Origin of the sequence: Lysinibacillus sphaericus, assembly GCF_015844675.1 — a bacterium.
In the GTDB taxonomy this organism is placed as follows: Bacteria; Bacillota; Bacilli; order Bacillales_A; family Planococcaceae; genus Lysinibacillus; species Lysinibacillus sphaericus_E.
The window spans coordinates 13123-34280 of sequence record NZ_LDGC01000019.1 but is presented as its reverse complement, the minus strand read 5'-3'; the positions used below and the strand labels follow the sequence as shown (position 1 = coordinate 34280).

Sequence of the window (21158 nt, the reverse complement as noted above, 5' to 3'; positions counted from 1 at the left end):
TGAAAGAAAATAGATATCAATAAGTAAGTTATCTATTAATCTTCAAAGCTCAGTACTCATTAAATTTTGAGTATAGGCTTTAATCTTTTATTAGGGTATTTATCTAGTCGATAGAATATTTTAGGAGAACATCATCTTTAAACTTCGTAGCCTCTGATGATTTTTTTTCGCCAATATCTAAAGGATCTTTATTATCTAAGTTAAATTTACCTAAATTATTATTAATTATTGCGTACTGTCCCATTGAGTTTTGTTGTAAAAACATAATGTAAGAACTTTTTCCCTTGAGCTCTTCATAATCGTTGGTGACTAGCTTTCTCTTCCCTGTACTTCGCTTTACAATTCCAACGGGTTCAATAATTTTGATAGTATTATTTTGGGAAAGATGAAAGTTGTTAGGTGCTTTAATAACTTTATCAACTTGGACTTCTGTTAAAGTATAATAGTCTTGAATTGTACCGTCTTCAAAAAATGTTACTTTGTGTTCACGGTCCATAAATTCTTTAAATGGAGATGCTATAATAATGAGATCTGCCGCAGCATCAAGTTCCTCGGGAGTATTAAATGTAATTTCATTCGCATTTACCTGAACCTTTGGAATCGTTTTTTTTATATTCATGATTAATAACAAAGATAAAAAGATTACGAGTGTAACAACTGTTAATGCGATAACGCGCTTCGAAGAAGTGTTCAGCATACTAAAACCTCCTAATTTTCCCAGTTCTTAATTTATTTTTCCTTTTCCTATGCATGTGTGCTGATAATTTGAATATCTTGTTTTTATGTTCCTTGATCCGGTTGTGCGAATAAAGTGTCCAATTTCGCTATATTTAATTATTCATTGTATTATAAAACACCCTAACTGTACCGTATAACCACATCATCCACCGAGGCTTCATATATAAAACCATTTAAATTTACCTGCGGAAAGTTGTTCTGAAACGATAGAAAAGTGACAAGACACTCGTCTAGCCTTACTACTTTTCCCGTCTTTTTGTGTAGAAGGTAAAAGATGAGTTATGATTGCTGTAAGTGAAGAAAAAATACTATAAGTTTTAGCAATAAAAAATGCAGAAAATGAGTGAAGGTAAAATGTCTTACGAAAATAAAATTTTACAAATGAAAAAAATGCTCGGTAAAAAAACGACAACAACTATAAAAAAAGAGGCTAAACCTACTTTTCAAAAACCTGTACCTCCAAGCTATATAGAGCAGTGGGAAAAGGCGGGATTGACAGTTGTAGAAAATGAATTCGGTATTGTTTTTAAACGGCAAGTACGTTATCCATTTAGTTATCAGCACGGTCATTATAAATTGCAGTCATTTTTTGATGCATTAGTAAAATGGCAAGAGGCAAAGTTCGAACATCCATATGCATTAGAAATGAATGAAAAAATATTGTTTTTTGATACGGAAACGACTGGCTTAAAGGGTGTAGGCACACAAATTTTTCTTCTAGGTTTTTTAGAAGTGTCAGAGGAAGATAAAAGTTTTATTTTAACTCAATATCTTTTAGCGGATCCTGCTCATGAAGCAGCGTTACTTTTTGAATCAAAGCTTTGGCAAAAAAATGCGACGGTTATTACTTACAATGGAAAAAGCTTCGACTGGCCACAACTTGAAACACGTTGGACGCTCCACCAAAAAGAATTACCTAAGCTACGTACACAACGTCAAATCGATTTATTGCATAGTTCGAAGCGTTTATGGAAAAATGATATGGAACGAATGAAATTAAAATCTGTGGAAGAAGAGAAGCTTGGTTTTTCCCGCATTGGAGATATACCTGGATATCTTGCGCCTATAATATATTTAGATGCCATTAAAAGCGGTGTTCCAGATGCACTGATGAAAGTCCTTCTTCATAATGAATGGGATTTACTTTCACTAATTACGCTTTATGTCCATTCTACAAATTTGCTTTTTGAAGAGACGAGCGAAGAATCGGCCGAAACTTTTACGAATATTGGTAAGTGGTATGCCGATTTAAAAGAGAGTTCGCAGAGTGTAAAGGTTTTAGAGAAAGTTACGACGCAATTTGATGCACTTGAAGCGGGAAACGCACAATATTATTTGGCCATACAGCATAAAAGAAATAAAAAGTTTAGTGAAGCGATCGATGCATTTGTGGCTTCTCTACATTTTGTTGATCAACGAAAAAAGTTGCACGTATTAGAACAGCTAGCTATGATATATGAGCATCAAATGAAAGATTATGACCAAGCCCTTTATTATACGCAAGAGGGTATAAATTTAATTAAGAAGAATGAGCAATGGAGAGTAGAACAAAAGCAAAAATGGAGGATTTCTTGGGAGAAGAGGTTGCTCAGGTTAGGAAATAAGAAATAATTTCCCGGGTAAGCGCAAGAAACGACAAGTTTTGCCTTACATTTGATGTTTTCAGACGATATAATGTGATGAAGTAGATGAAGTATGCTATAATGAAACGACGTAGTGTGAGGAAGGGCGATGTGAATGGATATTAAATTAACGTCAAAAATGATCCTTGAAAAGGAATTTAAGAAAAACTTTAAAGGCTACAATGTAGAAGAAGTCGATTCATTTCTTGATGAGATAATACAAGACTATGAAACGTTCGAAAAAGTGGTGGCCCAACTTCGTGAAGAAAATAAACAGTTAAAAGAAGAAATTGATAATACACCTAAGAGACAACCTGTCGCATCGACATCTGGTACGACTAACTTTGATATTTTAAAACGTCTTTCTAATTTAGAGAAACACGTCTTCGGTAGTAAGTTGTACGAATAAATTTTTGTCAATAATGTTGTATTTATCATAAAACTCTAGTATAATCTTTTTATCATCATGAAATTCTGGTAATCGCTGCGGCGCTAGACGTCGTAGAGGAAAGTCCATGCTCGCACGGTTCTGAGATGACCGTAGTGTTCGTGCTTACTGAAAAAATAAGGTAAGGCAGCTGTAAAAGCTGACGGCGGAAGGAAAACCTAAGTCTATATGATATGGTTGAAACTTCCTGAAAGTGCCACAGTGACGTAGCTTGCTTGGAAACATGCAAGGTGGAACGAGGTAAACCCCACGAGTGAGAAACCCAAATTATGGTAGGGGCACTCTCTAAAAGGAATTGAACGGATAGAGGGACAGAGTTCGCTCTGTAGATAGATGATTACTACCCGGTCGTACGAGGCGATAGCTGTTTGAGTACTCGGGAACAAAACATGGCTTATGGAATTTTTTGATGCTTATTATGAAATGACAAGCGCTCTCCAATTTGGTGGAGAGCTTTTCTTTTGACTATAGTAAGAAAAAATTACTTTTGAAGCATGTCTAAACATGCGCGATATACGTTTGAGAATAAGGCTGTACACTGTTGGTCATGCCTCTGTCGCTACGATTCGAAACAAACATCTAGATCAAACTTTTATCGCAACGATGTACATATTGTCTACATACGAGTAGACTTGCGCAAAAGCGCTTTTCTAAAAAATGAGGGTAGTAAAGAGAGATAGGATGGAGCGGAATCATGAGCGGAGTGAACGATAGTCTGGAGAAGCTAAATTCGATTTCCAAATATCCTACTGCCTTACTGACAAAGATCTTCGAAAATGTATCTGAGGGTATTATGATCACGGATAAAGATAAAAGAATTGAATTGGTCAATCCTGCATTTGAATTTGTAACTGGCTATAAACGTGATGAAGTGATTGGAAAAACACCAGCCGTTCTACAGTCAGGTGTACATGAATTACAATTTTATTTAGATATGTGGCAAATGATACGACAAGAAGGCATTTGGCAGGGGGAAATATGGAATCGTCGTAAAACCGGAGACGTATATCCAGAATGGTTAACAATTGTCGGTGTAGCTGACGATGAGGGAGAGATTACAAATTACTGTGGCATTTTCTCAGATTTGTCTGAAAGAAAAATCGTAGAAAATGAACTAGAAAAGCGATTGTTAACGGACTCACTAACGGAAGTATCAAATCGATTTGCTTATATTGAAAGAATGGATAATTTATTAGAATCAACTTCTTCTATCTCTCATTCAGTACAGCATGCAGTCTATTTTTTAGACTTAGATCGATTTAAGCAAATTAATGATACGTTAGGTCATGCTGTTGGAGATACCATTTTAGTAGAAGTAGCAAAACGCTTAAAAACTTTGTTGAAAAATAAAGATATCATCGCTAGATATGGCGGTGATGAGTTTATTATTACGTTGACAAACGTAAAAAGTGCTAAAGAAGCTGCAAATTTTGCTGAACAAATTATAGGTATTATTGAACAACCTTTAAATATTAATGGCCAAGATATTTTTATTTCTACAAGTATTGGTATCAGTATGTATCCAATTGATGGTGAAACAACAGAGCAATTGATTCATTGTGCTGACAAGGCGATGACTTATTCAAAAAAGAATGGCCTTAACGACTATGCATTTTATTTTGATGAATTGAAGACGGACTCTCAGCGTGTTTTATTATTAGATTCGGAACTACGGAGAGCCATTGAAAGCCGGGATTTTGAGCTGCACTTCCAACCTAAAATATCTATGGAAAATGAAGAGATACAAGGGGTAGAAGCACTTATTCGCTGGAAAAGTGAAAGTCTAGGATTTGTCTCTCCAGCAGAATTTATTCCTTATGCGGAGGAAACAGGATTAATCATACCTTTGAGCGAAGTAATTATAGAAAAAGCTTGTGAAGCAGTTATAGAGATGCGTCAATATGGCTATAAGACTCCAGTTGCTATCAATATTTCCAGCATTCACTTTAAGCAACAAAACTTTTTAGACTCTGTTCAAGCGATATTAGAGCGTTACAACACACCTGCTAATAATTTTGAAATCGAAGTTACAGAACGAACAGTGATGAACAGCGCAAATGAAACGGTTAGCAAGCTTGTGCGACTCAAGAAAATGGGCTTTAAAATTTCTATTGACGATTTTGGGACAGGCTATTCGTCTCTTAGTTATTTAGTTCGTTTTCCCCTTGATTATTTAAAAATCGATCGAAGCTTTATTCAGCATATTGGCTCACTCGATGAAAAACAGGCAGTAGTGGATGCGATTATTCAAATGTCGCATCGTTTAAAAATGAAAGTTGTTGCTGAAGGTGTAGAACAAGCACAACAAGTGGATATACTACGTAAAATGAACTGTGATATAATCCAAGGCTATTATTACAGTAAACCTTTACCACTTCATGAACTTATGGAGTTTCTGGAGTATTGGGAAATTGAACATCAAGGAAGGAATTAGTGTATGGCAAACTATAAATTAGTAGCAACTGCTGCAATGGGATTAGAGTCGATTGTGGCACAAGAGGTAAAGGCTCTAGGCTATGAAACAACAGTCGATAACGGAAAAGTATATTTTGAAGGTGACGAGACGGCCATTGCAAGAACAAACTTATGGCTACGTGTAGCAGACCGAGTAAAAATCGTTGTAGGTCAGTTTCCGGCTAAATCTTTTGAACAATTGTTTGAAAGTGTAAAAGCGTTACCTTGGGAAAAATACTTACCCGTTGATGCAGCTTTCCCAGTATCGGGGAAGTCTGTAAAATCAAAATTATTTAGTGTACCTGATTGTCAAGCTATTACTAAAAAAGCAATAGTAGAGCGCATGAAACAGCATTATAAGCGCTTAGGATTTTTAGATGAATCTGGTGCAACTTATAAAATTGAAGTTTCAATCTTAAAAGATGTGGCTACACTTACTATTGATACATCGGGTGTGGGCTTGCATAAGCGTGGGTATCGTCAAGCACAGGGTGAAGCACCATTAAAAGAAACATTAGCAGCGGCACTCGTACAAATTTCAAAGTGGAATCCAAACCGACCGTTCGTTGATCCATTTTGTGGTTCGGGCACAATTGCTTTAGAAGCAGCAATGTTTGGACAAAATATTGCACCGGGCTATAATCGTGAATTTATTTCAGAGGAATGGCCATGGATGAAGGCAAAAATTTGGGATGAAGTGCGAGATGAAGCTGATAGCTTGGCGAACTATGATCAACCATTAGAAATTTTCGGGTCTGATATCGATCATCGCATGGTGAGTATTGCACAAGAAAATGCACTAGAAGCGGGCTTTGGTGATATGATCACGTTCAAGCAAATGCAAGCACGTGATTTTACAACACAGCTAACAGATGGTGTTATGATTGGTAATCCACCATATGGGGAGCGTATTGGGGACATTGAGATCGTGGAGCAGGTAATTCGTGATTTAGGAAAAGTCATGAAAAACAATCCGACTTGGTCTGTGTACATGTTATCCTCAATGAAAAACTTTGAGGAACTGTACGGTCGTCAATCGACAAAGAAACGTAAATTATTCAATGGCTTTATTGAAACGAATTATTACCAGTTCTGGGGACAAAAGTCTAAAAGAGATTAACGAATGATAACGGAAGATAAGATTTTTTCTTATCTTCCGTTTCGTCGCGTATAATAGGACCAGATAGTTAGAGGGGGAGCGTCAATTGCGTAAATCTTTACCATTTGTATTAACGAAGGACCGCTCATTTTTTGAGTCATTAGGTGACTGGATGGGGGACGTCCTTTACGATGAATTACCTGAAAAGGGCTTTGAATGCCGTGATGAGCAAATCTTTATGGCTTATCAAATCGAGCAGGCCCTAAAAGAGAAAAACGTGCTTTTTGCAGAGGCAGGGGTAGGAACTGGTAAAACAATTGCCTATTTACTACCAGCTGTATCTTATGCACGCTATACTGGTAAACCAGCCCTTATCGCATGTGCTGATGAAACCTTAATTGACCAGTTAGTAAAAGAGGGCGGCGATATTTATAAGCTACAAAAAACGTTAGGACTTGAAATCGATGTCCGCCTAGCTAAGTCACGTGACCAATATTTATGCTTAAAGCGTTTTGAAGAAGCTGAGAAAGTCGAAACTGATGAATGGATTGATGATATTTCGTTTTCTATACCTGATGGAGTGTATGCACAGGGTTCGATGATTGCAATACAACCTTATGGTGAAAGAAGCAATTATCCAACAGTCAGTGATGAAGATTGGCAAAAAGTAAATTACAACTCGATTATGCAGTGTTCAGTATGTGACCTACGTAATCGATGTGGTCAAACATTACATCGTGCACATTATCGTAAATCAGCGGACCTCATTATTTGTTCACAAGATTTTTTGATGGAACATTTAGCTACAAAGGAATCACGTGAACGTGAAGGGCAATTAGCTTTATTGCCAGAAGTATCAATGATGGTGCTAGATGAAGGTCATTTATTAGAATATGCTGCACAAAAAGCAATGACGTATAAAGTACAGGCGACAACTATTGTTCAATTGTTAGAGCGTTTAATGGTAGATGGTGTGCGAGAACGTACATTATATGTGATGGAAAAATTACAAGATGACCATGAGCTATTTTTTGACCAACTACGAGACGATCTAGTCGCTTCTGAAGAAGAGCGTAAACGTATTAACAAATCGCCAAATCTATTGAAATACGGGAAACAACTTATTCAAGATGTCGAAACATTACTTGAGGAATTTGTCTTTGAATCTGAAATGTATATGATTCCGGAGTATGAATTAAATATGGCTGAGGAGTATTTAGAACAATACGAGGCTTCTTTACGTATTTTTATAGCGCAGGGAGATGCAGTAGATTGGTTAGAGGAAACTGATGGGGAAGAAACGCTTGTCATTATGCCACGTCTTATCACAGAAGTTTTAGCAGAAAAACTATTCTCTAAAAAACTTCCAATCATATTTTCTTCAGCAACTTTATCAGTGAAAAAAGATTTTTCATATATTGCCTATAGTTTAGGAATTCGTGATTATCAATCGTTTTCTGTTCCTTCTCCATTTGATTATGAAGAAGTTATGCGAATCTATTTACATGAACTTTCTCAAAAGGAGAAAACGGTGCGGGTACAACAGCTATTACGTGACGGTAAAAAAACTTTAATTTTATTTAAATCAAAACAAGCAATGTTAGATTTCAAAGCGGAACTACCTATTATGGAACGAATGTATGTAGCGTTTGAAGGGGATCGCGAACTGTCAGGAATTGTTCGTGATTTCCAAGAAGGCACAATCAAAACATTATGCTCCTATCATTTATGGGAAGGTCTAGATTTGCCGGAGGAGGCATTAACACGGGTTATTATTTTTGATTTACCGTTCCCTCCACACGATCCATTATTTGATGCGAAACGTACATTTGCAGAAAATCCATATGAAGAAGTGGAATTACCATTTATGCAACTTCGTTTACAGCAAGGAATGGGGCGTTTAATTCGTACTTCAAACGACCGTGGAGATATCCATATTTTAATGAATGAAGAAGAGGCAAAGCAGCGTAAAACATTTGAAGATATATTAGCTGTTACACCAGAAATAAAGTAGAAAAAAGCGAGTTTGCACCTGTTGCATTCTCGCTTTTTTTATATATTAAAATAACTTTTTTATCTTGGGATAATGTTGGGTTTGAAAAAAGTGTTGAATATTTCTCTTTTAAGCGATATAGTTCTTTGTAATGCAATGAAAATTAATAAAATAAATAATATTTTTATTGAAAATAATTTTGCAAAAGGTTTATAATAATGACAAGAAATTTTAGAATAATCGAATTTAATATTTAATTATTCTGTGATAGGGGGCATGAACCTGTCGAACATTCAATCATTGTGTCGGAAATATACGAGCTTATCTGCAACAGATGTAGAGAAGTTAATAGAACTTGAAATTACATTATCGTATTATGCTGAGTTGACAGATTGTTATATGTTCATAGATTGTATGCTGGAAAACTTGCCACATGCAATTGTTGTGGCAGAGGCATTCCCAAAAACAGAAAGAGGCTTATACGAAAAATCTGTAATTGGCAAATTTGTCTTTGAAAGCTTTGAGCCAGCAGTATTTGCTGCTTTTAAAAATAAAGAAAAATCGTCAATGACTAGAGCAATCACTCAGGAAGGCATAACGGTTGAACAAAACGTTGTCCCTCTCTTTAATGACCAACAACAAGTTATTGCTGTGTTAATCCAGGAAAAAAAGGTGGAAATGAAAACAACACCTAAAGAGGATTTCAGGCAAATGCCTTTTGCATTAATTGAGCATATTGTTGAGCCGAACTCTCAACCGATTCCAGTTGTTTCTGATTTGCTAGTGGAATCGATTATTCTTACAAATCATGAAAACAAAGTCATCTATAGTAATCCTGCAGGCTACCGATTTATATCGGAGCTATCCGGACTTGAGCGTTTTGACAACGTTGCTTTGGATGAAATTTTACCTTTTTTACAAGAAATCTATGATAAAGGCGATGATGTCTTTTTCTTAGAAATTACGATTGATCGTAAATCCTTTATTGTGAAGAAAATTCCTATTCGTGATCAACATGATAAAGTGACACTTCTCATAATTCATGATCTTACAGAGCTTAAGCTGAAAGAAAATGAATTAATGATGAAAACATTCGCTATAAGAGAGATTCACCACAGAGTAAAAAATAATTTACAAACAGTTACGAGTCTATTGCGCTTACAAATGCGAAATGACTTGTCAGCTTCCAGTGCGAGTGCTTTTCAAGAGGCATTAAATCGTATATATAGTATTTCATCTGTTTATGAACTTATTTTAGAAAATGAGGATAACGCTGAAGAGAAAGTAGACGTTATCGCGTTATCTAAAAAGATTGGTCATAAAATGGTTGGCACATCCAACACATCATCTATTCAATTAACCTTTCATCACGATAATATACAGTTATTTTGTCATTCTAAAAAAGCTGTTTCGCTCGCATTAATCATTTGTGAGCTACTGCAAAATGCACTGAAATATGCTTTTATTGGTCGTGAAGAGGGAACAATCGATATCCAATTTGAAAAAGATGCTTCTTCTATTTCACTTCATATTTCTGACAACGGCGTTGGGATGCAAGAGGTGAAGGCATCGTTTGGAATGGAGATTATAACAAGGCTTGTTGAACATGATTTAGCCGGCATATTTTCAATTATCCCTAGTGAACAAGGTACACATACTCATATCCAGTTCCCTGTAAGTGAGGAGGTATTTATCCTAAATGACTAGGAAAGTTATGATTGTCGAAGATGAGTCCCTTATTGCAATTGATTTGAAGTTTATGTTAGAGGATAATGGCTACGAAGTGGTAGCACAAGCGAACAATGGAGAATCAGCAATTGAGTTGGCTTTTACACATAAGCCACAGTTAATCTTAATGGACATTAAAATGCCAAAGCTAGATGGTTTAAAGGCAAGTAAAATTATTGAACAGCAGCTCGGTATACCAGTGCTTTTTATATCAGCTTATAGTGAAAAAGAATTGTTACTGTACATGAAGCAGGATAATATTTTAGGCTATGTTATGAAACCGTTTTCTGAGAAGAATGTCCTTCCGGCATTGGAAGTGGCATTTCACCAGATTGATAAGTTCAACCGTTTAAACGGGGAATTGCTGCATAAACAAACAGAATTAGAAAAGCGAAAAATAATCGAACGAGCAAAAGGTTTGCTCATGAAGTCAGAGAACCTTAGTGAGGACGAAGCTTATAAAAAAATTCGAAGTGAAAGTATGCAGACTCAACAGGAAATGGCGCTTATTGCAAGGCGCATTATCAATACTTTACAAGTAAATAGTTAAAGCAAAGACGCTTTAAAGAGATCTCCTCTTTAAATGCGTCTTTTTTTTATAAACAGAAAAATAAAAGGGGTGATGAGAAGGATGGCAATGGTAGGAACGGTGATCGTTTATATTATTATGATTTGTGCAGTTTTAGGGGCAATCGGAGCAATTCGAGATGCTGAATATGGAATCGGAAAAGAGTTTATGAATGGTATTCATACGGTTGGACATATTTTTGTACCTGCTGCAGGGATCATGGCTGCTATACCTTACTTAACGTGGTTTATAAGTCATTTTATTAGTCCGATTTTTGAATTGATTGGTGCTGATCCAGCAATTGCAGCAACGACAATTTTAGCCTCAGACATGGGAGGATACCAATTAGCAAATGCATTAAAAGAGTCTTATGAAGGATGGGTTATGGCTCTAGTTGTTGGATTTATGTCAGGCGCAACAATCGTGTTCTCTATTCCAATGGGACTTGCCATGTTAGATAAGCGAGATCATAAATATATGGCTTTAGGTATTATGGCGGGTGTATTAACAATCCCGATCGGAGCATTTATTTCTTCCATCATGATTGTGACGTTTAATACAGATGTTCGTGAAGTGATTAGTACAACAGCTGCACCAACATATGTTTTTGCCATTTCAGTTTTACAAATATTAATTAATTTATTGCCTTTATTTATTTTCGTCGTGTTAATTGCGTTAGGTCTCAAGCTAATTCCAAATGGCATGATCAAAGGCTTCATGATTTTTGGACGTGTGATGGATGCTGCTATCAAGCTTGTGCTAGTGTTCTCGATTGTAGAAATTTTTACAGGTATTTTTACAAAGATTTTCGGTGCATGGGGCTTTGATCCGATCATGGCAGATAAAGTCGATCAATTCCGTGCACTTGAAACAGCTGGATACATCGGTATTATGCTAGCGGGAGCATTCCCAATGGTGTACTTAATTAGAAAATATGCATCGAAACCTTTAGAAGCAGTAGGTGGGAAATTAGGCTTATCATCAGTAGGAAGCGCAGGTCTTTTAGCGACGATTGCCAATATTTTAGCCATGTTTACACTCGTTCGACATATGCCACCGAAAGATAAGGTTATTAACATTGCCTTTGGTGTTTGTTCAGCCTTCCTTCTAGGAGATCATTTATCGTTTACGGCTAACTTCCAGCCGACAATTATTTTACCTGTTATTACTGGTAAGTTTTTAGCGGGTGTGATCGCTATTATTTTAGCCTATAAGCTCTCTGTTCCAACAGCTCTAAGGCTAGAACAAGAGGATCGCAAGGCAGGAATTATTAAAGAAGGTGAATATCTGGATTAGTTAAAAAACTTGAAAGAGGTGATAACGTGTGAGTGAAGAAAAGAAACGGTTTATTCAGGAGTTTGTGCCAGGAAAGCAGCTAACATTAAGTCATCTAATCGCAAACCCTGACCCTGATATGTTTCAAAAGCTGGGCATTCAAGAAGCAGGTGCACTGGGAATCATGACATGTACACCGAGTGAGACAGTTATTATCGCAGGGGATTTAGCAACAAAGGCAGCAAATGTAAGACTAGGATTTTTAGATCGCTTTACTGGCAGTCTCGTTATTGTTGGTAGTGTCTCCGAGGTTGAAATGGCGATGTTAGAGATCAATCGTTTTCTATCAGAGATGCTAGGCTATACGCCATCAAAAATAACGAAATCATAGGATGTGCCGTATGAAAAATCGAGTAATGATCATAGGTGGTGTGCAAGCAGGTAAGTCGACACTGATGAATGCGTTATTGGGGAAAGAAAGACAAGCCAATAAAACACAGGCGCTCGTATATGATGACTGGATAGTTGATACACCCGGAGAATATATAGAAAATCCGATGTATTACAGAAACATTATGGCAACATCGCTTGAAGTGACACATGTGATTTATTTGCAGGATGCCACCTCATCAAAGAGTGTTTTTCCTCCGCAATTTAGCTTAGGAATACCCAAAATACAAATTGGTGTCATTACAAAAATTGATGCACCCCATGCAGATGTAGAAAGAGCAATAACGTTATTACAAAATGTCATGACGCATGGTCCTATTGTGAAAACTTCTTCGTGGCAAAAGCTTGGTATTGAGTTTATTGCGCCACTTATTCAGCTCAAAACTGACGAAGAAATTCGTCAGTTTGTGAAGGATCGTGATAGTCCTTATCTCATGTATTGCCCGTAGTGGCGAGAGGGGAGAGTAAGTTGAAGACAGAAAAAATTTATAGTGCAGGCATTGATATTGGTACAAGTACAACAAAGATGGTTGTCAGTAGTTTTCTGTTGAAAAACGTTGCAGGTGTAACGCATGTGCCACGCATAGAAATTATTGAAAAAACGGTTTTGCATCAAAGTCCAATTATTAGAACGCCGTTTATCAATAAAGAGATTATCGACATGGAAAAAATTGAGCAATTTATTTTTCAGCAATATCAATTGGCCCAAATTGCACCAGCAGATATTTCAACAGGTGCCATTATCATTACAGGCGAATCTGCCACAAAGGAAAATGCAAGCGAGGTTGTTCATGCGATTTCAGATACAGCCGGGCACTTTTTAGTTGCTACTGCTGGACCCGATTTGGAAGGCATCATTGCAGCAAAAGGCGCAGGTACCTTACAGCATTCTAAAAATACTGCCAAAGTTATCGCTAACATCGATATCGGTGGTGGTACTGCAAATATTGCGGTAATGCAATTCGGAGAAGTAATTGGTACGTGTACATTGCATGTCGGTGGAAGACTTATAGAATTTCATAACGGAATGGTCCAGTGGATTTCACCGCCCATTATAAAACTTATGGAGAAATGGTCAAACCCGTTAAAGCTTGGTGATTCAGCAGAGGATGTACGTGTCACACAACTAATCCAAGAAATGGTGGATATAGTAACAAAGACGCTAAGCGGACAATTAACAGACGAACAGCATCCATTATTGTTAGGACATTTGCCAACTTGGGATAAACCCGTTGAAGCAGTCGTTTTTTCCGGTGGAGTAGCCTCTTGTATTTATGAGAATGAATGTACAAACCGTCAGTATGATGATATTGGTGAAAAATTGGCAAAAAGTCTTTTGCAGTATGAACAGCTACAATCCTTTTTATGGTTAAAACCAGAGGAAACAGCGCGGGCAACTGTGACAGGTGCGGGTACTCAAACAACGGAGATTAGTGGTGCAACGATTCAGGTAGATGCAGAGGTATTGCCTTTAAAAAATGTGCCTGTTTTCGATTGTCATATGGATACGAACAGCCAAGAATTCGACTATGCGGTAAAAACAGCGGTTGCACGAGCCGATGCTCTATTTTCTATACAGGAGAATCGCACTCCGTTTGCACTCTATTTTAGCCAGTTACCCTATTTAAGCTTCCAGGATGTCCATGCTCTATGTGAGGCTATTTTGAAACACTTAGCGACGATAAGCTCCAAGGAACTACCAATTATCATAGTCATTCAATCAGATTATGCAAAAGTTATTGGGCAAACGATACAAGCGATTAATCAAACAGTTCCCATCATTTGCATCGATCAAATCAAAGTGGAAACAGGCGATTACATTGACATAGGGGAAGTACTGCCATCTGGAGTTGTCCCAGTCGTTGTAAAAACACTTGCTTTTCACTCAAAGTAAGGAGGATGAATGTGAATCTATCGGTGATATTTGGTGGAGAAAAATATAATTTTAAATCATTGAAGGATGTAATGGCCAAGGCCAATGAAGAAAAATCAGGAGATCAGTTAGCTGGAATTGCTGCTGAATCGGTACAGCAACGAATTGCGGCAAAGGCCGTTTTAAGTGAGCTGTTAGTGAAAGATATAAGAGAAAATCCATTAGTTCCTCCCGAAGAGGATGAAGTGACACGCATTATTGAAGGTGATATCAATGAGCAAATTTATGGAGAAATTAAAAACTGGAGTATCGAGCAACTTAGAGAATACATTTTAACCAATGACACAGGCGACAGGGAATTAAAACGCTTAAGCAAGGGCATGAATTCAGAAATTATTGCATCCGTTACAAAGCTAATGTCCAACTTAGATCTTGTCCATGCGGCCAATAAAGTGGAAATACTGTCAACTTGTAATAGTACGATCGGACAAAAGGGCACACTTTCCTCAAGATTACAGCCGAATCATCCAACAGACAATATTGACGGTATTATTGCTTCATTAAAAGAGGGCTTGTCCTATGGTATAGGTGATGCGGTCATTGGGATTAACCCAGTAGATGATTCAGTTGAAAGTGTGAAAAAAGTATTGCAAGCAACAAAGGAGTTTATCAATGATTGGTCGATACCTACACAAAACTGTGTGTTAGCGCATATTACAACACAAATGAAAGCCATTAAACAAGGCGCACCAGCTGATATGATTTTCCAAAGTATTGCTGGAACAGAAATTGCTAATCGCTCGTTTGGTATTTCTGCTGACCTAATAAGAGAAGCAGAGGAGCTTGTGAAAAAGCAAGGAACAGGAACTGGACCGAACTTATTCTATTTTGAAACTGGACAAGGCTCGGAGCTATCTGCTGAGGCACATATGGGTATTGACCAAGTAACACTTGAATCGCGCAATTACGGATTTGCTAGACATTTTAATCCGTATATTGTGAACACGGTAGTTGGCTTTATTGGACCTGAGTATTTATACAATAACAAACAAGTTATACGTGCAGGACTAGAAGATCACTTTATGGGCAAAATGCACGGCATTCCAATGGGCGTTGATATTTGTTACACAAACCATATTAAAGCAGACCAAAATGATGTTGAAGATTTAAGTGTTTTATTAACAGCTGCTGGTGTCAACTTTATTATAGCTGCACCAATGGGCGACGATGTCATGTTGAACTATCAGTCAATGAGCTTCCATGATGTCGCTACATTACTTCAAACGTTTGGTAAAAAACCTGCACCTGCATTTCTAGCGTGGTTAGAAAAAATGGGCATTTATGAAAATGGTCGTCTATCTGCAATAGCTGGCGATTTATCTATATTTGAAAGGTAGGTGAATCCATTGAATGAACAATTAGTATCGATGATTACACAGCTCGTAATGGAAAAGATGAGCAATAATACGTCAGACAAATCTTCTGTTGACACAGTTGTGCCAACAGAAGAGCAAAAGGAAACACTTATTAAGTTTCACGATACGGTAGCTAATGCTAATTATGCTAATGAAGTAGTAAGTCCGAGCACAACAGTACAATCAAATGAACCATTAATTAAGCTTTATAATGCTGAATCAAGTAATCATGAACAATCATATTACAGCGCAAGTAATGATGAATCGACTTACACTTCAGTACCTATTACAGCCTTTAAATTTGAAGAGGATGAAGTGTCTGAAAGTGTACAAGCTGCTAAAAAGCATACACCTGCAAGAATAGGTATTGGTAGAGCGGGGACAAGACCAAAAACAAAAACTTGGTTAAAGTTCCGACTCGATCATGCAGCGGCAGTAGATGCAGTTTATGGAGAAGTGACAGCAGGGCTACTACAAAAGCTCGATGTCTTTCAAGTAACTTCAAGAGTGACAGATAAGGAAGAATACATTACTAGGCCGGATTTAGGTCGCCGTTTATCAGATGAAGCAAAGACACTTATCCAATCGAAGTGTAAAAAAAATCCAAAGGTACAAATCATTATTTCTAACGGATTAAGTGCAAGTGCGATTGAAGAAAATGTGCAAGATGTTTTCTTAGCGTTACAGCAAAGCCTTCGTAATTTGAATATTGAAATAGGAACTACTTTCTATATTGATAAAGGACGAGTTGCTCTTATGGATGAAATTGGCGAACTTTTACAAGCGGAAGTGATCGTTTATTTAATCGGTGAGCGTCCTGGCCTTGTATCTGCCGAGTCAATGAGTGCTTATATATGCTATCAACCTAGAATTGGCACCGTAGAAGCTGATCGAATGGTCGTTTCGAACATTCATAAAGGTGGTATCCCACCATTAGAGGCGGGTGCTTATTTAGGAACAGTCGTGCAAAAAATATTGCATTACAAGGCTAGTGGAGTAGGTCTTGTGACAAAAGAAGGTTAGGGGGACAAACGATGAATCCTCAAAAAATTATGGCAGAAATTTTAGCAATGCAAGTCATTCCAAGGGTAAATCGTGAACTAGCGGAGCAATTAAATTTAAAGCCATATCACAATAGCATTGGACTCGTCACTCTAACAATAGATGATGTTGGCTATGTAGCGTTGGACGAAGCTACGAAAAAAGCAGATGTTGATGTTGTGTATGCAAAAAGCTTTTATGCTGGAGCGGCACACGCATCTGGGCCATTATCTGGCGAGGTCATTGGCATCATTGCTGGTAGCTCGCCCGATGAAATACGCAGTGGTTTCGATGCGATTCAGCAGAAAATTCAGTTTGATACGTATTTTGAAGCGATCCTTCAAAATGAAAACCACGCTCTTTTTGCACATACTGTAGCAAGCTGTGGCACGTATTTGGCGGAGCTAGCAAACGTTAAGGTTGGAACAGCCCTCGCTTATTTAATTGCACCGCCACTTGAAGCTGTTGTTGGTTTAGATGCTGCATTAAAGGCGGCAGATGTAGAACTAAAGGTTTTCTTTGGTCCACCATCTGAAACCAATTTCGGTGGCGGTTTAGTAAGTGGTAGCCAATCTTCCTGCCAAGCTGCTGCAAATGCTTTTAGAGAAGCGATTGAAAATTTAACAAGAAATCCAGTTGTTTAGAAAGGTGGGTCTTTATGGCCACATTAGATAAAGATTTATTAGCCATTCAAGAAATGAGAGACGCCGTGAGACATGCCAATATTGCACAGGCTGCGTATATGCAGTATTCACAGCAGCAAGTAGATCATATCGTCAAAGCTGTTGCGGATGCCGCATTTAAAGAGGCAGAACGTTTGGCAAATTTGGCCGTTCAGGAAACAGGGATGGGTGTTCCTAATCATAAAAAGATGAAAAATGAGGTCGCCTCTAGAGATGTCTATGAAGATATTAAAGATTTAAAGACTGTCGGTGTCGTAGGTTTCGATCGAATGAAAAAAGTGACAGAGATTGCTAGTCCGTTTGGCGTAATTGCGGGCATTGTCCCAACGACAAATCCGACATCAACAGCAATTTTTAAAACACTTATTTCATTGAAAACTAGAAATGGTCTTGTTCTAAGCCCACATCCATATGCAGTTGAATGTACAAAGGAAGCTTTAGAGATTTGTAGAGTAGCAGCAGAAAAAGCGGGAGCACCAGAAGGCTTGTTACACTGTTTAACACTGTCGTCCATGGAGGCTACGCAGCAATTAATGAAGCACCCCGATATTCACTTAATATTAGCAACTGGTGGGGGTGCGTTAGTAAAAGCAGCCTATAGTTCAGGCAAACCGGCTTACGGTGTAGGACCAGGGAATGTTCCAGCTTATATTGAAAAATCGGCGAATATATTCAAAGCTGTTCGCCAGCTTGTTCAAAGTAAGTCTTTTGATAACGGTACGATTTGTGCTACAGAGCAGTCAATTATTGTAGATAAAGCTATTGCTGAGCAAGTTTTATCAGAGTTAAAGAAAAACAATGCTTATATTTTGAGTGATGAAGAGAAGGTAAAGATGGAGAAGTTGATTTCTCCTGTCCCGGGAAAAGTAAATCCTCAAATTGTAGGCAAGTCAGCAGCTTGCTTAGCAGATTCTATCGGCGTTACCGTGCCGGAAGATACAAAAGTACTTGTTGGTATGGAAATAATGATTGGAAAAAATATTCCATTTTCACTGGAAAAGCTGTCCCCAATATATGCGTTATACACAGTTGAGGACAGTACAGAAGCGAAACAGGTGATGATTGATTTACTAAACATCGGTGGACGTGGACATACATGCTCGATTCATACAGAAAATGCAGCGTTAGCTGAGCAATTTTCAGTTGAATTACCAGTGTCCAGAATTGTGATCAATACATTATCATCGATTGGCGCTGTTGGAGGAACTACAGGTTTAGCACCATCTTTCACATTAGGATGTGGCACGTTTGGTGGCAATATTACGTCCGATAACATTACAGCGAGACATTTATTGAATATTAAACGTATGGCATACGGCATTAAAGATGTAGAGGTGCCAGAACCAAAGTTCTTAACAAAACCAGTAGTAGAAAATAGTAAGGCACAAGATCCATCGCTAGATACAGCAGTGGTTCAACAAATTGTTGATCAAGTATTAAAACAAATAACATTACAAAATAAATAATTTGGAGGAATGACAAATGAGTACAGCATTAGGAATGGTAGAAACAAAAGGATTAGTAGGAGCAATTGAAGCGGCAGATGCAATGGTGAAGGCTGCTAGCGTTAACTTAGTAGGAAAAGTGCATGTTGGTGGCGGGATTGTCACTGTATTAGTTCGTGGTGATGTAGGAGCAGTAAAAGCAGCTACTGATGCAGGAGCAGCAGCGGCACAACGTGTTGGAGAACTTCTATCAGTTCATGTAATCCCACGCCCACACCATGAATTAGAATTAATTTTACCAAAAGCAGAAGCTTAATTTCATCTCCAGTAAATAAAGGCGACGGATAGAACTGCCGGAGTGACGGATAGAACCATCGAAGCGACGGAAAGAACCGCGGGAGCGACGGATAGAGTACGAAGCGACGGAAAGAAAAGTCGAAGTGACGGAAAGAAAAGCCAGAGCGACGGATATAGCCATCGAAACGACGGAAAGAATCGCCAGAGTGACGGATAGAGCCATCGAAGCGACGGAAAGAATCGCCGGAGTAACGGATAGAATACGAAGCGTCGGAAAGAAAAGTCGAAGTGACGGAAAGAAATTCCAGAGCGACGGATAGAATACGAAGCGACGGAAAGAATCGCCAGAGTGACGGATAGAGCCATCGAAGCGACGGAAAGAAAAGCCGAAGCGACGGAAAGAACCATTGAAACGACGGAAGGCCCGCCCGAAACGACGGATAAAACAACCTAATTAGAAGGGCAGGATGCTACACATTATGCCTCATCCTGCTCATTCATTTTCAACAGTAATAAAGATATAGAGGTGGCTAACGTGAAAACAGCGACAAAAACATTTCCTGTGGCCATTTCAGCTCGTCATATACATGTCAGTGAAGAGGATTTACAAGCACTTTTTGGTCCAAATGCAACGCTAACGAAGGATTTTGATCTTTCACAGCCAGGACAGTTTGCAGCCAAAGAGCGTGTCTCTATTGAGGGACCAAAAGGTGTTCTTCACAATGTGCGTGTACTTGGTCCTGTAAGAGCGGCAACACAGGTGGAAATTAGTCGAACAGATGCAATGAAACTAGGATTAACCCCTCCTTTAAGGCAATCGGGAGATATCGAAAGTTCAGCAGGCATCAAATTAATCAATCAAGAACAAGAAATCATAATTAAGCAGGGAGTTATTATTGCACAGGCACATATTCATATGACGGAAGAAGATGCAATTGCATTGGACGTACAAAATAATGAATTAGTATCTGTTGAAGTAGAAAGTGAGCGACCTGTGACGTTTCGTGGAGTTGTAGTTCGTGTGTCAAACGATTTTAGTTTGGAGATGCATATTGATACAGATGAAGCGAATGCAGGCTTTATTGAACAGCAAGCACAAGGGGAAATTATCAGATTATTAACGTAAGGAGGAGGTTCGATGCAGGAAAATTTAGTCCAAAAAATTGTCGAAGAAGTATTGCAGCAAGTTTTAAAAAAACAACCTTCTTCTCAATATAACGGAAAAATCCCTATTGGTGTTTCAGCACGACATGTCCATCTTTCTCAAGCGGAAGTAGAGAAGCTTTTTGGCGAGAACTATCAATTAACACCCAAGTTTGAACTTTCACAGCCAGGACAGTTTGCTGCAGAGGAAACCGTTGTTATTGCTGGTCCTAAGGGTTCCATTGAGCGGGTGCGAATATTAGGCCCAGCTCGTTCATTATCTCAAGTAGAAGTAAGCTGGACAGACGCGATGAAATTAGGGATGAAGCCACCGTTAAGAATTTCAGGAGATATTAAAGGTTCCAGCCCTGTCACACTTATTGGTCCAAAAGGCAGCGTCGTGCTAAATGAAGGACTCATTATTGCGCAAGCGCATATTCATATGTCGCCAGCTGATAGCGCTCGGTTCCAAGTAGCGGATGGACAATCGGTACAAATTAAAGTAGAAGGTATAAGACCGATTATTTTATCCAATGTAATTATTCGTGTTTCGGATCGTTATCGATTGGAGATGCATATCGATACAGATGAAGCAAATGCAGGATTAATTCAACAAGGTGCACTTGCAGAAATTATCTATGTACAAGCTAACGAACAAATGGAAGTCAAAGAAATTCCTCCAGTTTTAAAACAAGCTGAAAGACCATCCAGCTATCAATTTGATAAGAAGCTACTTTCGCAAGTAGAAGTACTTGAAATAGAAGCGCGAGAAATTGTTGTTCCTAAAAACACGATTGTCACGGCATTGGCTTATGACAAAATACGAGAGTTGAATAAGACATTAACAATTCGCTCGGAGTAATTAGAAAAGTCCATTCAGGATAAA

At 38.2% G+C, this 21158-nt stretch carries 19 protein-coding genes and 1 other RNA gene; 19 read left to right on the top strand and 1 reads right to left on the bottom strand.

From position 1 onward, the window contains the following. Positions 1–103: 103 nt before the first annotated feature. Positions 104–697 carry a hypothetical protein gene (locus ABE34_RS07080; protein ID WP_197141324.1) on the bottom strand — a complete coding sequence of 198 codons (594 nt, stop codon included), beginning with the start codon at positions 695–697 and terminating at the stop codon, positions 104–106. Positions 698–1092: 395 nt separating this feature from the next. Here ABE34_RS07080 and ABE34_RS07075 point away from each other — a divergent pair, with 395 nt between their 5' ends. The 19 genes from ABE34_RS07075 (at position 1093) to ABE34_RS06985 (ending at position 21134) form a co-directional block, all read left to right on the top strand. Next, complete coding sequence (locus ABE34_RS07075) at positions 1093–2349, top strand: ribonuclease H-like domain-containing protein (RefSeq protein ID WP_197141392.1); 1257 nt, start codon at positions 1093–1095, stop codon at positions 2347–2349. A gap of 126 nt (positions 2350–2475) precedes the next feature. After that, positions 2476–2769, top strand: a complete 294-nt coding sequence (gpsB, locus tag ABE34_RS07070) for a cell division regulator GpsB (RefSeq protein ID WP_197141323.1) — start codon at positions 2476–2478, stop codon at positions 2767–2769. Between the two features lie 60 nt (positions 2770–2829). Continuing rightward, positions 2830–3210, top strand: an RNA gene (gene rnpB / locus ABE34_RS07065) — RNase P RNA component class B. Between the two features lie 292 nt (positions 3211–3502). Beyond that, positions 3503–5242: a putative bifunctional diguanylate cyclase/phosphodiesterase gene (locus tag ABE34_RS07060; protein ID WP_197141322.1), complete on the top strand. Its 1740-nt coding sequence runs from the start codon at positions 3503–3505 to the stop codon at positions 5240–5242. 3 nt (positions 5243–5245) lie between these two features. Next, positions 5246–6382, top strand: a complete 1137-nt coding sequence (locus ABE34_RS07055) for a THUMP domain-containing class I SAM-dependent RNA methyltransferase (RefSeq protein ID WP_197141321.1) — start codon at positions 5246–5248, stop codon at positions 6380–6382. Between the two features lie 85 nt (positions 6383–6467). Next, on the top strand, positions 6468–8375 hold the full coding sequence (locus ABE34_RS07050; RefSeq protein ID WP_197141320.1) for an ATP-dependent DNA helicase: 1908 nt from the start codon (positions 6468–6470) through the stop codon (positions 8373–8375). Between the two features lie 255 nt (positions 8376–8630). Next, the gene (locus ABE34_RS07045) at positions 8631–10061 is read left to right on the top strand and encodes a sensor histidine kinase (RefSeq protein WP_197141318.1); all 1431 of its coding nucleotides are present in this window, start codon (positions 8631–8633) and stop codon (positions 10059–10061) included. Continuing rightward, complete coding sequence (locus ABE34_RS07040) at positions 10054–10632, top strand: ANTAR domain-containing response regulator (protein ID WP_241747145.1); 579 nt, start codon at positions 10054–10056, stop codon at positions 10630–10632. Before ABE34_RS07045 ends, ABE34_RS07040 begins: the two co-directional genes overlap by 8 nt. Positions 10633–10713: 81 nt before the next feature. Continuing rightward, the gene (gene eutH, locus ABE34_RS07035) at positions 10714–11946 is read left to right on the top strand and encodes an ethanolamine utilization protein EutH (protein ID WP_197141315.1); all 1233 of its coding nucleotides are present in this window, start codon (positions 10714–10716) and stop codon (positions 11944–11946) included. 28 nt (positions 11947–11974) lie between these two features. Beyond that, positions 11975–12316: an ethanolamine utilization microcompartment protein EutS gene (eutS, locus tag ABE34_RS07030; RefSeq protein WP_053593758.1), complete on the top strand. Its 342-nt coding sequence runs from the start codon at positions 11975–11977 to the stop codon at positions 12314–12316. A 10-nt stretch (positions 12317–12326) separates the two neighbouring features. Further along, positions 12327–12824, top strand: coding sequence for a EutP/PduV family microcompartment system protein (locus ABE34_RS07025; protein WP_197141314.1), 498 nt, complete (start codon positions 12327–12329; stop codon positions 12822–12824). A 20-nt stretch (positions 12825–12844) separates the two neighbouring features. Continuing rightward, positions 12845–14269: an ethanolamine ammonia-lyase reactivating factor EutA gene (locus tag ABE34_RS07020; protein ID WP_197141311.1), complete on the top strand. Its 1425-nt coding sequence runs from the start codon at positions 12845–12847 to the stop codon at positions 14267–14269. A 5-nt stretch (positions 14270–14274) separates the two neighbouring features. Next, positions 14275–15645 carry an ethanolamine ammonia-lyase subunit EutB gene (locus tag ABE34_RS07015; RefSeq protein WP_197141309.1) on the top strand — a complete coding sequence of 457 codons (1371 nt, stop codon included), beginning with the start codon at positions 14275–14277 and terminating at the stop codon, positions 15643–15645. Positions 15646–15654: 9 nt separating this feature from the next. Next, a complete protein-coding gene (gene eutC / locus ABE34_RS07010) occupies positions 15655–16686 on the top strand; it encodes an ethanolamine ammonia-lyase subunit EutC (RefSeq protein WP_241747144.1) in 1032 nt (343 codons plus the stop codon). Positions 16687–16697: 11 nt separating this feature from the next. Further along, the gene (eutL, locus tag ABE34_RS07005; protein WP_197141307.1) at positions 16698–17348 is read left to right on the top strand and encodes an ethanolamine utilization microcompartment protein EutL; all 651 of its coding nucleotides are present in this window, start codon (positions 16698–16700) and stop codon (positions 17346–17348) included. A 14-nt stretch (positions 17349–17362) separates the two neighbouring features. Continuing rightward, entirely contained in the window at positions 17363–18853 is a 1491-nt protein-coding gene (locus ABE34_RS07000; RefSeq protein WP_197141305.1) for an aldehyde dehydrogenase family protein, read from the top strand. Between the two features lie 16 nt (positions 18854–18869). Then, a complete protein-coding gene (locus tag ABE34_RS06995; RefSeq protein ID WP_053482447.1) occupies positions 18870–19148 on the top strand; it encodes a BMC domain-containing protein in 279 nt (92 codons plus the stop codon). Between the two features lie 516 nt (positions 19149–19664). Next, positions 19665–20255 carry a phosphate propanoyltransferase gene (gene pduL / locus ABE34_RS06990; RefSeq protein ID WP_197141303.1) on the top strand — a complete coding sequence of 197 codons (591 nt, stop codon included), beginning with the start codon at positions 19665–19667 and terminating at the stop codon, positions 20253–20255. A gap of 12 nt (positions 20256–20267) precedes the next feature. After that, entirely contained in the window at positions 20268–21134 is an 867-nt protein-coding gene (locus ABE34_RS06985) for a phosphate propanoyltransferase (RefSeq protein WP_197141302.1), read from the top strand. Positions 21135–21158: the final 24 nt, after the last annotated feature.